The sequence below is a fragment of the Niallia sp. HCP3S3_B10 genome (genome assembly GCF_052064465.1).
In the GTDB taxonomy this organism is placed as follows: Bacteria; Bacillota; Bacilli; order Bacillales; family Cytobacillaceae; genus Niallia; species Niallia hominis.
Genome location: NZ_JBQHVO010000012.1, coordinates 57,918 through 72,589, shown reverse-complemented (window position 1 = coordinate 72,589; position 14,672 = coordinate 57,918). Strand labels below are relative to the sequence as shown.

The 14,672-nt window shown below is 37.6% G+C and carries 15 protein-coding genes; 14 read left to right on the top strand and 1 reads right to left on the bottom strand.

From position 1 onward, the window contains the following. Positions 1–696 precede the first annotated feature (696 nt). The 6 genes from rho (at position 697) to ACTNDN_RS08185 (ending at position 6,414) form a co-directional block, all read left to right on the top strand. Positions 697–1,971 carry a transcription termination factor Rho gene (gene rho, locus ACTNDN_RS08210; protein ID WP_031538949.1) on the top strand — a complete coding sequence of 425 codons (1,275 nt, stop codon included), beginning with the start codon at positions 697–699 and terminating at the stop codon, positions 1,969–1,971. Positions 1,972–2,165: 194 nt separating this feature from the next. Beyond that, on the top strand, positions 2,166–2,366 hold the full coding sequence (rpmE, locus tag ACTNDN_RS08205; protein WP_031538948.1) for a 50S ribosomal protein L31: 201 nt from the start codon (positions 2,166–2,168) through the stop codon (positions 2,364–2,366). A gap of 325 nt (positions 2,367–2,691) precedes the next feature. Beyond that, positions 2,692–3,309, top strand: coding sequence for a thymidine kinase (locus ACTNDN_RS08200; protein ID WP_031538947.1), 618 nt, complete (start codon positions 2,692–2,694; stop codon positions 3,307–3,309). A gap of 251 nt (positions 3,310–3,560) precedes the next feature. Next, positions 3,561–3,947: a MerR family transcriptional regulator gene (locus ACTNDN_RS08195; RefSeq protein WP_031538946.1), complete on the top strand. Its 387-nt coding sequence runs from the start codon at positions 3,561–3,563 to the stop codon at positions 3,945–3,947. Positions 3,948–3,985: 38 nt separating this feature from the next. Next, on the top strand, positions 3,986–5,293 hold the full coding sequence (locus ACTNDN_RS08190; RefSeq protein WP_031538945.1) for a hemolysin family protein: 1,308 nt from the start codon (positions 3,986–3,988) through the stop codon (positions 5,291–5,293). A gap of 65 nt (positions 5,294–5,358) precedes the next feature. Next, positions 5,359–6,414: a hemolysin family protein gene (locus ACTNDN_RS08185; RefSeq protein WP_441131061.1), complete on the top strand. Its 1,056-nt coding sequence runs from the start codon at positions 5,359–5,361 to the stop codon at positions 6,412–6,414. A 160-nt stretch (positions 6,415–6,574) separates the two neighbouring features. Here the strand turns inward: ACTNDN_RS08185 and ACTNDN_RS08180 are convergent, their stop codons facing one another. After that, positions 6,575–7,453 (bottom strand): STAS domain-containing protein, encoded by an 879-nt coding sequence (locus ACTNDN_RS08180; protein ID WP_048718863.1) that lies wholly within the window; start codon positions 7,451–7,453, stop codon positions 6,575–6,577. 327 nt (positions 7,454–7,780) lie between these two features. On the opposite strand from ACTNDN_RS08180, the gene prfA reads away from it, so the two are divergent. From prfA to ACTNDN_RS08140, 8 genes are all read left to right on the top strand, one after another. Then, positions 7,781–8,854, top strand: a complete 1,074-nt coding sequence (gene prfA, locus ACTNDN_RS08175; RefSeq protein WP_031538940.1) for a peptide chain release factor 1 — start codon at positions 7,781–7,783, stop codon at positions 8,852–8,854. Beyond that, positions 8,847–9,710: a peptide chain release factor N(5)-glutamine methyltransferase gene (gene prmC, locus ACTNDN_RS08170; protein WP_031538938.1), complete on the top strand. Its 864-nt coding sequence runs from the start codon at positions 8,847–8,849 to the stop codon at positions 9,708–9,710. The genes prfA and prmC overlap by 8 nt, the downstream gene beginning before the upstream one ends. Positions 9,711–9,778: 68 nt before the next feature. Next, positions 9,779–10,009, top strand: coding sequence for a hypothetical protein (locus ACTNDN_RS08165; RefSeq protein ID WP_441131060.1), 231 nt, complete (start codon positions 9,779–9,781; stop codon positions 10,007–10,009). A 173-nt stretch (positions 10,010–10,182) separates the two neighbouring features. Next, on the top strand, positions 10,183–10,899 hold the full coding sequence (gene spoIIR, locus ACTNDN_RS08160; RefSeq protein ID WP_031536734.1) for a stage II sporulation protein R: 717 nt from the start codon (positions 10,183–10,185) through the stop codon (positions 10,897–10,899). 219 nt (positions 10,900–11,118) lie between these two features. Beyond that, positions 11,119–12,048 carry a metal ABC transporter solute-binding protein, Zn/Mn family gene (locus ACTNDN_RS08155; protein WP_031536733.1) on the top strand — a complete coding sequence of 310 codons (930 nt, stop codon included), beginning with the start codon at positions 11,119–11,121 and terminating at the stop codon, positions 12,046–12,048. Position 12,049: 1 nt separating this feature from the next. Next, positions 12,050–12,784 (top strand): metal ABC transporter ATP-binding protein, encoded by a 735-nt coding sequence (locus tag ACTNDN_RS08150; RefSeq protein WP_031536732.1) that lies wholly within the window; start codon positions 12,050–12,052, stop codon positions 12,782–12,784. Continuing rightward, complete coding sequence (locus ACTNDN_RS08145; RefSeq protein ID WP_251629633.1) at positions 12,784–13,692, top strand: metal ABC transporter permease; 909 nt, start codon at positions 12,784–12,786, stop codon at positions 13,690–13,692. The genes ACTNDN_RS08150 and ACTNDN_RS08145 overlap by 1 nt, the downstream gene beginning before the upstream one ends. Then, a complete protein-coding gene (locus ACTNDN_RS08140) occupies positions 13,692–14,573 on the top strand; it encodes a metal ABC transporter permease (RefSeq protein WP_441131058.1) in 882 nt (293 codons plus the stop codon). Before ACTNDN_RS08145 ends, ACTNDN_RS08140 begins: the two co-directional genes overlap by 1 nt. Positions 14,574–14,672 lie beyond the last annotated feature (99 nt).

Genomic DNA, 14,672 nt, shown 5'->3' with positions numbered 1-14,672 from the left:
TTTCATAAAGCATACGGGGAAGGTAACAGGAGACCCCTCTTTGCCCAAAGAATAATGCGGAACAAGAAGAGAATTTTACCTGGAATAGGTATAATTAATCCATACATTCCGATACTTATAAAAAAGTATACTTGCACAATAAAGGATGTCGGGACCATCCTTTTCATTTGCGTTGACGAAAGAATCGATATTCTCAAAAAACGAGAATATTCACTAAGCATCCTCACCTACCTTCCTTTTCGAGCGATCCTAAAAAAAGAAGGATCATAAGAGTCTTCATCCATATTTTGCTTCCGCTGATGAGTAAACAAGGAGATAGTAAAAAAATTCTTGTTGCACATTTTTCCTAGATGGAGGTAAAATAGAGAGTGCTTTTGATAGATTTCTCGAAAGAAGCATTAGAAACATGAAGGATAAAATAAAAACTCCTCTTAAGATAAATTTTTATTCGTACAATGGCTTATTCTTCTTTATTAATAAACTACTTATGAAGTGAGCCTTAAAAAAACGGAAGTGTACGATTTATCGATAGTTGGAGAAGAAGTAGGAATCTTCTTTTCCATCCTTCACATTAATTATTTCTCGCATCAAAATTTCTCTTCACAAAAAGCGTTCGCCTCAAACAGAAGATTAGCCTTCCCACATTTCGATAAAAAATGGTCGGGATAACTGAAAATACAAAAGAGTGGTGTAAAAATGGGATTAAATATATCTAGTTTAGAAAATATGAAATTAAAAGAGTTGTATGAGTTAGCTCGAGAATACAAAGTTGCCTACTATAGCAAGTTGACAAAAAAGGAACTGATTTTCTCGATCCTGAAAGCAAGAGCAGAGCAAGAGGGCTATTTTTTCATGGAAGGTGTTCTTGAGATTATTCAGTCAGAAGGGTTTGGCTTCTTAAGACCGATTAATTATTCTCCAAGCTCACAGGATATTTATATATCTGCATCTCAAATTAGAAGATTTGATTTAAGAAATGGGGATAAAGTTTCTGGAAAAGTTCGTCCACCAAAAGAAAACGAAAGATATTTCGGTTTACTACAGGTAGAAGCGGTAAATGGAGATGATCCGGAGACAGCGAAAGAAAGAGTTCATTTTCCAGCTCTAACTCCTCTGTACCCAAATCGACAAATACATTTAGAAACAACACAGCGAAATGTTTCTACTAGAATTATGGATGTATTAGCACCTGTTGGTTTTGGACAACGTGGGTTAATTGTGGCTCCTCCAAAAGCTGGTAAAACAATGTTGATTAAGGAAATAGCAAATAGTATTACGAATAATCATCCGGAAGCAGAATTAATAGTCTTACTAATTGATGAAAGACCAGAAGAAGTTACCGATATTGAAAGATCAGTAAGTGGAGATGTTGTAAGCTCTACTTTTGATGAGGTTCCAGAAAACCATATTAAAGTTGCTGAATTGGTTCTAGAAAGAGCGATGCGTCTTGTGGAGCATAAGCGTGATGTTATTATTTTGATGGATAGTATTACAAGATTAGCCCGCGCTTATAACCTGGTTATTCCTCCAAGTGGAAGAACATTATCAGGGGGGATCGATCCTGGTGCGTTCCATCGCCCAAAACGATTCTTCGGTGCAGCTCGTAATATAGAAGAAGGAGGTTCCTTAACCATATTGGCAACAGCGTTAGTCGATACTGGTTCACGTATGGATGATGTTATTTATGAAGAGTTTAAAGGTACTGGTAATATGGAACTTCATTTAGACCGCGCACTAGCAGAAAGAAGAATATTCCCAGCTATTGATATTAGACGCTCTGGAACACGTAAAGAAGAACTATTGATTCCGAAAGAACATTTAGACAAGCTATGGGCTATTCGTAAATCAATGTCTGATTCACCAGACTTTGCTGAAAAGTTCCTAAGAAAATTAAGACAAACAAAAAGCAATGAAGACTTCTTTGCCATCCTAGGAGAACAAATGAAAGCTGGCACTGCTAAGCGATCGTAAGCCCTGAAGGATACAAGTGGAGGAAATGCTTTAAGTAGTTTTCAATATTTGGTAATTAATGCATTGTTAATAGTGTTGCAAAACAAGAATGTCCTTGATATAATATACTCAATGTGTTTTTGAAATTACAGTGCTTCTGGCATTGTTTTATAACTCTGTTTCGAAAGTTGCAGGGCGGAAGGAGATGAAAAGAAATGAAAGCAGGAATTCATCCAACTTATAACGAAATTACGGTGAAATGTGCTTGTGGTAACGAGTTCACAACTGGTTCAGTTAAAAAAGAAATCAAAGTTGAAACTTGTTCTGAGTGCCATCCGTTCTATACTGGACGTCAAAAATTTGCTGAAGCTGGCGGACGTGTTGATCGCTTCAACAAAAAATACGGCCTTAAGTAATATGGAATATCAAGAACAGGCAAGAAGTTACTTTCTCCTTGCCTGTTTTTTATTTTGACTTATAGTAGGATATTTAATAATGAAAGTAATTATTATCGCTTTTATTCTTAAGTATCTTAATGCATTTATTGATTAGTTATCTATTGGAGATGCTGTTAAAAATGAAGTTTGAGTCGAATATATTATTTCAATCAGCCTTAATAGCTGTTAAAGTAGGTAAGAGAGAATGTTGGATGTATATATTCACACCCTGACGATTGAAATAGAAAAAGTAGAATAGAGTAAGAAAAGAGAGAAGTTGTTTATATTAGGAAGGAGCGGTTTCATGTATGTAATGAAACATCATGGATGGGTTGAAGTTATTTGTGGAAGTATGTTTTCAGGAAAATCAGAAGAACTCATCCGTCGTGTAAGAAGGGCGAAATTTGCTAAGCAGAAGTTTATCGTGTTTAAACCAAGTATTGATAATCGCTATAGTGATGAATCAGTTGTATCACATAATGGAGCAACGACTAATGCGATTCCTATTAGTAAATCAGCCGACATTTTTGAATATGTGACTTCCGATATAGAGATAGTTGCAATAGATGAAGTACAATTTTTTGATGATGAAATTATTGGTGTTATTCAGCATTTGGCAAATAGTGGCCATCGTGTCATTTGTGCAGGTCTGGATCAAGATTTTAGAGGCGAGCCATTCGGAAAAATGCCGGAATTAATGGCAATCGCAGAATTAGTGACAAAGCTTCAAGCTGTTTGTGCAGTCTGCGGATCACCAGCAAGCAGAACACAAAGATTGATTAATGGTTCACCGGCTTGCTACGAAGATCCGGTCATTTTAGTAGGAGCATCTGAGTCTTATGAACCTCGATGCCGCCATCATCATGAAGTGCCTAGAAGTACAGAGAAAGCAAATAAAGATAATACATCAACAGCTTTATAAGAAAAGAGCTCTTGTTAGGAACGGTTTTATCCCTCTTAGCAGGAGCTTTTTTATGTGACAAGGGAGGGAGTTTTGCAGGGGGAAAATGGAAAAGGTGACAGGCCCCCATACCAGCACCATAATCCTGTCCAAGTTAGTATGAAAAACTAAAACCTAAAACTATAACGTTGTACTGTACGGATTTTCCTTTCTATGCTATGATAAAAATATCTTATAAACTAAAAGGGGGTTTTTTCATTGGGAAGGCGTTATTGCGAATTGGCCAAGTGGCGAAATTAAGCGGGTTGTCAACAAGAACGATTGATTATTATACAAGTAACAAATTGCTTCCTGTAACGCGATCTGATTCCAATTATCGCCTTTATTCGGAAGATGTTCTTCATACATTGGAACGAATCAAACTTTTGAAAAAACAACGGATGTCCATTGATGAAATTCGTAAAGTTATTCAATCAAGAGAAGAGGATGAAATAGAGCCAATTATGAATGACGTACAGAATGAAATTGCATGTTTGCATAAAAAGCTGGCATCATTGGAAGAAAGATTGAAAGATGCGCCGCAGGAAGAGAAAAAGAAAGTGTATCATACACTTGAAAAAAAATTATTAGACGTAATGAAATTACTGTCTTTAATGTAACTATTCCTGGAGGTGAATCCCTCAAAAGAGGGAAATAATTGGACATAATAACGATAACAAATTTATTTTTACTGGTACTATTATTAGTACTGACAGCTTTCTTTGTTGGTTCTGAATTTGCTGTAGTTAAAATTCGGATGTCACGAATAGAACAGCTAATTGCAGAAGGAAACAAAAAGGCAATTGTCGCGAAGAAGGTAGCGGGTGATTTAGACTACTATCTATCGGCGTGTCAACTAGGTATTACTGTCACAGCACTGGGCCTTGGTGCCTTAGGGAAACCAGCAATTGAGCAACTATTATATCCAGTATTTAATTTAATGAATGCTTCACCATCTGTCGCATCTGTTGCCTCGTATGCTATTGCTTTTGCATTGGTTACGTTTCTGCATGTTGTAGTTGGAGAAATGGCTCCAAAAACACTTGCCATTCAATTTTCTGAGAAACTAACCTTAATGTTAGCACCGCCATTATATTGGTTTGGAATAGTGATGAAACCATTTATATGGGCATTAAATGGATCTGCACAAGTAGTGCTTCGTTTAATGGGGGTAAAATCTGTTAAGCATGAACAGGCTTATTCGGAAGAAGAATTAAAAATAGTAATGGCACAAAGCTATCAAGGTGGAGAAATTGACCAGACAGAGCTTGCCTATATGGAAAATGTCTTCTCCTTCGATGAAAGGGTAGCAAAGGATATTATGGTTCCAAGAACAGAATTTGTTACGCTAAATAAAGATATGTCATATGACGATATAGTGAAAATCTTGGATGAGCACAATTATACTCGTTATCCAGTAACAGAAGATGGGGATAAGGATCACATCCTAGGTGTTGTTAATGTAAAGAAAATGCTGACACAGATGGCTTGGGGAAGAAATCGAGAATTAACAGAATTTGTTCGTGATCTTCCGGTTGTATTGGAAGTAACAAGCTTGCAGGATGCCCTTCTGAAAATGCAGCAAGAAAGAGTGCATATGCTGTTAGTTATCGATGAATATGGTGGTACGTCTGGTATTCTGGCGATGGAGGATATTTTAGAAGAACTAGTTGGTGAAATCCGTGATGAGTTTGATGCAGATGAAGTAGCGGATATCCGGGAGTCGGGAAATAAGTATTTTATTAACGGCCGTGTATTGCTAGATGAACTGGAAGAACGTTTTGGGATGCCTTTTGAGGAAAGCGAAGAGCTTGATACAATAGCAGGCTGGATTCAATATAAGCTATTGGATACTGCTAAGATTGGAGATCAAGTAGAGCAAGGAGACCGCTTATGGATGGTAACAGACATGGATAACTACCAAATTAAAGAAGTGTGTCTTACTCAAAACGTTGTGAACAACTAGCTAGGATGAAAAAATGCTTTATCTATAATCATGGAGGTGAATCCCTCAAGGCTAGAGGGAAATAATTGGACAGTATTATTCTATTAAATTTGTTTTTAGTAGCAGTATTTATTTTATTGACAGCATTTTTTGTAGGTGCTGAATTTGCGATATTAAAAGTAAGGATGTCAAGACTGGATCAGTTAATTGCAGAAGGCAATAAAAAGGCGGTAGTAGCAAAGAAAGTTGCCAACGAGTTGGATTATTATTTATCTGCCTGTCAGCTGGGAATAACCATTACTGCATTGGTTTTAGGAGCGTTAGGAGAACCGACTGTGGAAAAGATGCTCCATCCTTTGTTTGAAAGGTTTGATGTACCAGGTGCTTTATCAACCGTTCTTTCTTATGCGATAGCTTTATCAGTAGTTTCCTTTTTGCATGTAGTAATTGGAGAACTTGCTCCAAAGACACTAGCAATCCAATATGCTGAAAAAATGACTTTAATGCTAGCTCCTGGATTATATTGGTTTGGAAGAATTACGAAGCCTATTATCCATGCATTAAATGGCTCATCACAAGCAATCCTTGGATGGTTTGGCATAAAACCAATTGGGCATGAAACAGCTCACTCGGAAGAGGAATTAAAGCTTATAGTGAATCAAAGCTATGAAAGTGGCGAAATCAACCAGACTGAATTAGCGTATTTAAAGAATATTTTTGCTTTCGATAATCGAATTTTGAAAGAAATTATGATTCCGCGAGAACAGATTGTGAATGTGGAATTAGAAATGTCTTTTGAAGAGGTTTTGACACTGTTGGATAAACATGAATATACGCGATATCCTGTTACCAAAGATCAAACAAAGCTAGTAGGCTATGTAAATACGAAAGAGATGCTAACAAATGTTGTAGCAGGAAGAGAAACAAAAATGGAAGAGTTTATTCATGAGATGCCTATTTTTCTACAAAGCGCACCTATTAAAACAGCTCTTCTTAAAATGCAGCAGGAAAGAGTGCATATGGGATTAGTAAAGAATGAACGAGGGGTAATTGTTGGTCTTGTCACAATGGAGGATATATTAGAAGAAATTGTTGGCGAGATACGTGATGAGTTTGTTGTAGGGGAAAAATTACTGAATTAATTCGCTTAACCATTTTACTAGTTTAATAGATAAATAATTGTAATAAAAACTCCGATAGTCTCTTATTTCTCTAGTTCCTATTGAGTGAATAAGTAGAAATTATCGGAGTTTTTTTAACGAATTTGTTATTATGTAGATCGATATGGATGACAGAATAATGTTAATCTACCGATATTACTTTTACATTCAAAGCCTTTTGAACGGGCGTCTGTTCAAAAGATAACGCTTGTTTCAGTGTACTATAGGTAGGGACATTTCCTAAACTAATTCCTAGCGTAGTAATCTGCTGGGCCGTGTCAGGACTAAGTCCAGAAATGGTTGCTTCAATGCCAATGAAGGAAAGGATTTTAGTTAGTTTCATTAGTTCATGCACCACCTTTGTATCGATAGAAGAAATACCAGATAAATCAATGAACAGATGATTAATCCCTTCCTCTTTGCATTTAACAGGAACAACTTCAAGAATAAATTTTGCTCGTAAGCTATCGATGTCTCCGACTAATGGGAGGACCCCAATTGATTCTGTAATCGGAATAACAGGGACGCTTAATTGTTGGATTAATTCCTGTTGAGAATGAAGCTTTTGCTTTGTGAAAGCGTGATACATGGTTGTGAATTGATTCGTTAGTCGATCAAAAGTAAAGTGAAATTTTGAACTCCATTGTAATATTAATTCAGTTGGTATATTTTTTTGTTCAAGGATAAACTGTTCAATAGAGTCCCATATAACTTGTCTAGTGATACTTAATGCCTGCAAAACTTCGTGAACTGGTGTGCCTAGTTCTACTCTACTTTTAGCTACCTTATTTGCCCAAAGCTCTAGATTTTCAGCAAAAATGCTCTCATCTTCTAGAAAAGCGCTCATAACAGTTTGGATTGTATACGTATGCTGTTTGGTTAATAGCTCTGCAACAGATGAGGAAGTATTCTTTGAATAAATAGATCCTGCTTCCCCGTCTTTAATGGAAAACCAAGTCTTTGTGATGGATGGAGCTTGCTCCATCACATATTCATAAACGGATTGATTGGTAAGGGACATTCTGTTGTATCCTCTCTTTTTAGTGTTAACTCTATTATAATAGATAAATGGAAAATTGACTCTGTAAAAATTCTTGTGGTTATTGAGCAAAAGGGAGCGTTTATTTTTTCTTGAAAATTCATAGGTCTTATTGTTAGAAGAGGTTATGTTCTTCTGAAACAGGAGACACTCGACTCCTGTGTGAAGGAAGAGGGGCTGTGAAAGCAATGGGCTTTATGAGGAGTGAAAATAAGCCATAAATGCCATTTTTCATAAGAAATTGGTTTTGACGGCGAAAATAGCCTATAATATAATGAATACGTTATGGATAAAAACGAGGTGAATAGTGTGTTTGATCGTCTTCAAGCTGTAGAGGATCGTTATGAAAAGCTTAATGAATTATTAAGTGATCCTGAAATTGTGAATGATACAAAAAAACTGCGTGACTATTCGAAAGAGCAATCGGATATTCAAGAAACAGTAGAAGTTTATCGTGAATATAAAGAAGTAAAAGAACAGCATACGGAAGCTAAAACGATGCTGGAAGAAAAGCTAGATCCAGAAATGCGCGAAATGGTGAAGGAAGAGCTAGATGAAACGGCTGCGCGTATCGAAGAATTAGAAGCGCGTTTAAAAATTTTGTTGATCCCTAAAGATCCGAATGATGATAAAAACGTTATCATGGAAGTAAGGGGAGCAGCTGGCGGAGATGAGGCTGCTTTATTTGCAGGGGATCTTTTCCGGATGTATAGCCGTTTTGCTGAGGCGCAAGGGTGGAAAATGGAAGTCATTGATGCAAGCTCAACAGGTGTTGGTGGCTACAAAGAAATCATCTTTATGATTAACGGAAAAGGGGCATACAGCAAATTGAAATTTGAAAATGGTGCCCACCGTGTACAGCGTGTCCCAGAAACAGAATCTGGCGGTCGTATTCATACATCTACTGCTACAGTAGCGTGCTTGCCTGAAGCAGAAGAAGTAGAAATTGAAATACATGAAAAAGATATTCGGGTTGACACATTTGCATCTAGTGGACCTGGAGGACAAAGTGTTAATACAACGATGTCTGCAGTCCGTTTAACCCATCTTCCAACAGGCACTGTTGTTTCCTGTCAGGATGAAAAATCACAGATTAAAAATAAAGAAAAAGCAATGAAAGTATTACGAGCACGTGTTTATGATAAATTCCAGCAAGAAGCACAAGCGGAATATGATCAACAACGTAAATCAGCGGTGGGAACGGGGGATCGTTCAGAGCGAATTCGGACGTATAACTTCCCGCAAAATCGTGTAACAGACCACCGTATTGGATTGACTATTCAAAAGCTAGATCAAATTCTTCAAGGAAAAATGGACGATATTATTGATGCGCTTATTTTTGAAGAACAATCTAGTCGTTTGGAAAGTGCTTCCGATGTGTAAAGTATTCGAAGCCCTAAAATGGGCTTCTTCTTATTTAAAGGAGCATGACAGGGAAGAATACGCAGCGGAAATCTTACTTAGGCATTCATTGCAAGTAAGTAGATCAGAAATGCTCGTTAAATTTCGTGAAGAGATGGAAGAAGAACAACTGGAAAGCTTTAAAAAGCTGATTTATTTACATGCCCAAGGACTGCCAGTTCAATATATTATTGGACAGGAAGAATTTTATGGACGAGCCTTTACTGTAAATAAAGAAGTACTTATTCCTCGTCCAGAAACTGAGGAGCTTGTTCAATCTGCGCTTGCACGGATAGACAGGCTGTTCGGGAAAAAAGCAGCCTTAAAACTAGTGGATGTCGGAACAGGAAGCGGTGCGATTGCAGTAACAATGAAGCTTGAAAATCCTTCGTTGCAGGTAATAGCTACAGATCTATATGAAGTTTCGTTAGCTGTAGCAAAGCAAAACGCTGAGAATTTAGGCGCGGATTCTATTGAATTCATACAGGGAGATCTTTTGCAGCCATTTATTGCAAAGGGGCAAATGGTTGATGTTGTCCTCTCCAATCCTCCATACATTCCAAAAGGAGACATCGTGACAATGTCTGATGTTGTTACCGAGCATGAGCCACATAGAGCACTATTTGCTGGAGAAGATGGTCTTGTTTTGTATAAAAGACTCTGTGAAGAATTACCTAATGTTCTAAAGGATAAAGCTATTATTGGATTTGAAGTAGGTGCAGGACAAAGCAAATCAGTAGCGCAGCTCTTGCAAGCAGCATTTCCCCAAGCAAAAGTAGAAGTGCAATTTGATATTAATGGCAAAGATCGAATGGTATTTGCAGAAGTAGGATTTTGATTTTGTTTCATTCTGCTTTTTGGTTGACTTTTAGAAAGACATATTCCATACACATGTTAAGGTGTGGGATGTGTCTTATTTTAGTTGGTGGGAGTGTAGGAGTTGTAAGTGAAGTTGCTGGACTCGCAAGTAAAAGTGGGAAAGTCGCAAGAAAAGTTGCCGGACTAGCAAGTAAAAGTGGGAAAGTCGCAAGAAAAGTAGCCGAACTCGCAAGTAAAAGTGGGAAAGTCGCAAGAAAAGTTGTCGAACCTGCAAGTATGGTATGGAAGCGCAAGAAAAGTAGCCGGACTCGCAAGTAAAAGTGGGAAAGTCGCAAGAAAACAAGCCAAACCTGCAAGTAAACACGCCAACCTCACAACTAAAATCCAACGTATCTAAATAGAGTATCCCCCAATGCAGAAAAAATTAATTTTACTAGTTTAAGATTCTATTAATCTGTCCACACTGTGTTAGTGAAGGGGCGGTGCTAAAGATGAAAAACAAACCGATGGCAACTATTTATTTATTTGTACTTATTCTAACAACTATTATGAGTTTATATATTCCAAAAACTGAAGTAGCAGCAAATAATGAGGTAATCATTCCGAATGATGCGATTCGTCTTAGAATCTTAGCAAATAGTGATTTAGAAGAAGATCAGGCATTAAAAAGAAAAGTAAGAGATGCTGTAAATGAAGAAATTACAAACTGGGTTTCTGAATTGACTTCCAAGGAAGCTGCTAAAGACTTATTAAAAGCAAAGTTACCAGAGATTCAGCAGATTGCAGAAAGCGTAGTAGCGGAAGAAAATGCTAAGCAAGCAGTGGATGTTACGTTTGATAAAGTAGATTTTCCAACGAAGCTGTATGGTGAGTTCTTATATCCAGCAGGTCAATATGATGCAATTCTTATTACTTTAGGAGAAGGGGAAGGTGCTAATTGGTGGTGTGTTCTTTTCCCGCCATTATGCTTCCTAGATTTTTCTAACGGAGTAGCAGTAAGTGATGGATTTGAGGAAGAAGAAAAAGCAGATAAAGAAAAAAATACCAAAGTAGAGACAGTCGAAGACAAGAAAGCTGAAAAGGAAAAACCAGCAAAGGTAGAAAAGAAAGTGGAAGAGAAAGAAGATCCTGTATTTGTTAAAGAGGAAGAAGAGGAAGTAGAAGTGAAATTTTTCTTAGTAGAATTATGGGAAAAGATTTTTGGATAATAGACAATGAATTGGGAAGATGCTTGTTAGAGAGCATCTTTTTTTGTTGGTTGAAGATATTGCCCAAACAAAAAAGTTAAGTAAATATACCTAATTCATCTTAAACCATTGATATTTTTCAGATAGTTAAGTATTTTGTATATAAACATAAAAGTTTCCTTAAGGAAACAAATTGTCTATAGGTTATGATTTTTGTGATGATGAAAAGGGGGAATAACAATGTGGAAGTTTGTGTTAACAGGATTAGTAATAACATTCTTTTTTTTAACGGGTTGTTCAGCTGAATCAACCGGGTCTAAGGAAGATGGTAAGCTTGCGATTGTTACTACAATTGCACAAATTGCAGAACCAATGTCGGTAATTGGCGGAGATAAAGTAGAGGTGAATAGTCTAATGGGACCTGGTGTAGACCCGCATTTATATACGGCTACCCAAGGAGATATCCAGAAAATGGAGGGTGCGGATATTATCTTTTATAGTGGGTTACATCTAGAAGCGAATATGGTAAAGGTCTTTGAAGAGATTGGGAAAACAAGACCAGTTCTTGCTATTGGAGAAGTTAACCCAGAGGAAAAACTTTTAAAGGAGGAGGAAGGTGCAATTGATCCACATATATGGTTTGATATTGATCTATGGAAGGAATCACTTGATGCAGCAACCAATGAGTTAAAGAAAGCTTTACCGGAAGATAGTGATTATTTTGAAAATAATAAGCAAGCGTATTTTGAAAAATTGGATACATTGAAGGAAGAAGCAAAAGCTCAGTTGAAAACATTGCCAGCAGATAAACGTGTACTAGTTACAGCGCATGATGCATTTGGCTACTTTGGAAGAATGCTAGATATTGAGGTTGTTGGATTACAAGGTTTAAGCACGGAAGCGGAAATTGGATTATCAGATATAGAGGAGACTATTCAATTACTAGTGGAGAATCAAGTTCCTGCTGTATTTATCGAAAGCAGCATTAATCCAGCTTCCATCAATGCAGTCATTGAAGGAGCCAAAAAAGAGGAACTCGATATAGAGCTTGGTGGAGAATTATTCTCTGATGCGATGGGAGATGCGGATACGGAAGAAGGAACTTATATAGGGATGTATGAACATAATGTTTCCACCATCTATGAAGCATTGAGCAGAGGAGTGGAGTAAGATGAAGTCAGTTCTTACTGTGGAGAATGTATCAGCAGCTTATCGGAAAAATGAAGTGTTAACGGATGTTAGCTTTCAAATTAAACAAGGAACCTTAACGAGTATTGTTGGTCCGAATGGTGCTGGAAAATCTACGTTGCTAAAAGTACTGCTAGATCTCATCCCTAGTATTACTGGTAAGGTTACATTTTTTGGCGAAAAGTATAAAACAGCAAAATCGAAAATTGGCTATGTTCCTCAGCGGGGATCTGTTGACTGGGATTTTCCGACAAATGCTTTAGATGTCGTAACAATGGGGCAATACGGAAAAATCGGCTGGTTAAAGTGGCCGCAGAAAGAGCATAAGCAAAAAGCATTGGCAGCGTTAAGAGAAATGAAGATGGAAGGTTTTGCACATCGGCAAATTAGCCAGTTATCAGGTGGGCAACAGCAACGGGTATTTCTCGCCAGAGCTCTTGCCCAAGATGCGGATCTTTATTTCTTAGACGAACCATTGGCAGGTGTTGATGCAACGACAGAAAAAGCAATCATGGAGACTTTAAAAATGTTAAAGGAGAGTGGGAAAACAGTGATGGTTGTCCATCATGACCTGCAAACCGTCGAAGAATATTTTGATCATGTTCTTCTGCTAAATAAAACAGTAATTGCGCATGGACCAACCCATTTAACTTTTACAAGAGAAAACATTAGGAAAGCGTATGGAGGTACATTGCATTGGATGGGAGAGAAGCGATAATGTTTAGTTTTCTCTCTTATAATGCCCAATCGGTTTTATTTAGTACATTCTTATTAGGAATGGCAGCTGGTGCTATTGGCAGCTTCGCTTACTGGAAAAGACAAAGCTTAATGAGTGACGCGCTTTCTCACGCAGCACTTCCAGGAGTGGTACTTGGCTTTATGATAATCGGAGAAAAAAATCTTTTTGTGATGATTATTGGCGCAGCAGTTACTGCTTTATTAAGTGCTTTTTTCATCCAGTGGATAAGAAACTCCAGCCGAGTCAAGGAAGACGCGGCAATGGGAATTGTTTTATCCGTCTTTTTTGGCTTAGGGATTATGCTTTTGACATTTGCTAATCGGATGCCTGGTGGCAATCAAAGTGGTTTAGATAGTTTTATATTTGGGCAAGCGGCCTCCATGGTATCCAAAGATGTTTGGACGATGATGATAGTAGCTCTAATCGTCCTTTTCATAACAGTTCTCTTGTTCAAAGAATGGAAAATATTTTTATTTGATCCTAGCTTTGCTAAAGGCTTAGGCATATCGATTACTAAGATGAATGCACTATATATGGCGATCCTTGTGTTAGTCATTGTTGTTGGGATTCAGGCAGTTGGTGTTATATTAATGGCAGCTTTGCTAATAATTCCGAGTGTGAGTGCGAGATATTGGACGGAATCGTTCAAAGTGATGGTGATTCTTTCCGCTTTGTTTGGCGGAAGTGCGGGAATGGTTGGGACATTGCTTAGTACAATTGGCAAAGGATGGCCGACTGGACCCTTCATTGTAGTAACGGCCTCTTCTGTTTTTCTTGTGTCCTTATTTTTAGGAAGTAAGAAGGGCTTGGCAGTTGTATTTTTTCAACAAAAAAGACAGAGGAAACGTATGGCACTATTAGAAATGACGAAGGAGGTAAAACAATAATGAGCTATACTGGTTGGATATTGTTAACTGCCTCATTAGTTGGATTGAGCTGTGGTCTTATTGGTGTCTTGTTAATTTTAAGAAGGATGGCGATGATGGCAGATGCTATAAGCCATACCGTGCTTTTGGGAATTGTATGTGCCTATTTAGTTACTAGGGAATTAACGGGGATCCATATGTTGATTGGAGCGGTTGTTACGGGCTTGATTACGGCAATTGTTATCCAATGGCTCCATACACGAGGTGTACAGCAAGAGGCTTCGATTGGCATTGTCTTTACAACTTTATTTGCGATAGGAGTCATTTTAATAGCAACCAAAGTGGGAAATGCTCATTTAGATGTGAAGCATACCTTGATGGGAGAAATTACGTTTATCCCATGGGAGATAATGGAGATTCCGCTCCTTGGAAGGATACCAGAAGCAGTTGTATTACTAAGCATTGTTTTATTAGTGGTTGTCGTTATTATAATAGCTTTCTATAAGGAATGGAAAATAACTTCATTTGACCCAGCACTTGCAGCAAGTTTGGGCATTCCTGTTATCTTTATGCACTATTTATTTATGTCTTTAGTGTCATTAACAACGGTTGCTGCTTTTGATGCAGTTGGGGCAATTATGGTAGTAGCGATGCTGATTACTCCTGCGGCTGCCGCTTATTTATGGACAGATCGACTATCCATTCTATTTCTATTAAGTAGCAGCTTTGGAATTATGTCCGCATTTATTGGCTATTATCTTGCGGTATGGTTAGATACCTCCATTTCAGGGGCAATGGCCTTTTCTACAGGAATTATTTTTATGATCAGTTTTCTTTGTTCCCCAAAATATGGAGTTTTAGCAAGGGGCTTTATAGGTAGAAAAAAGACGGCGAACATATAATATTAGTTAAAGAGATTGTCTTAGAAGTACTCTCTTAAAAATGGGCTTTAGATAAAGCATTCTTTTTGAGAAGCGTACTTTTAGGATAGTCTCTTTTTG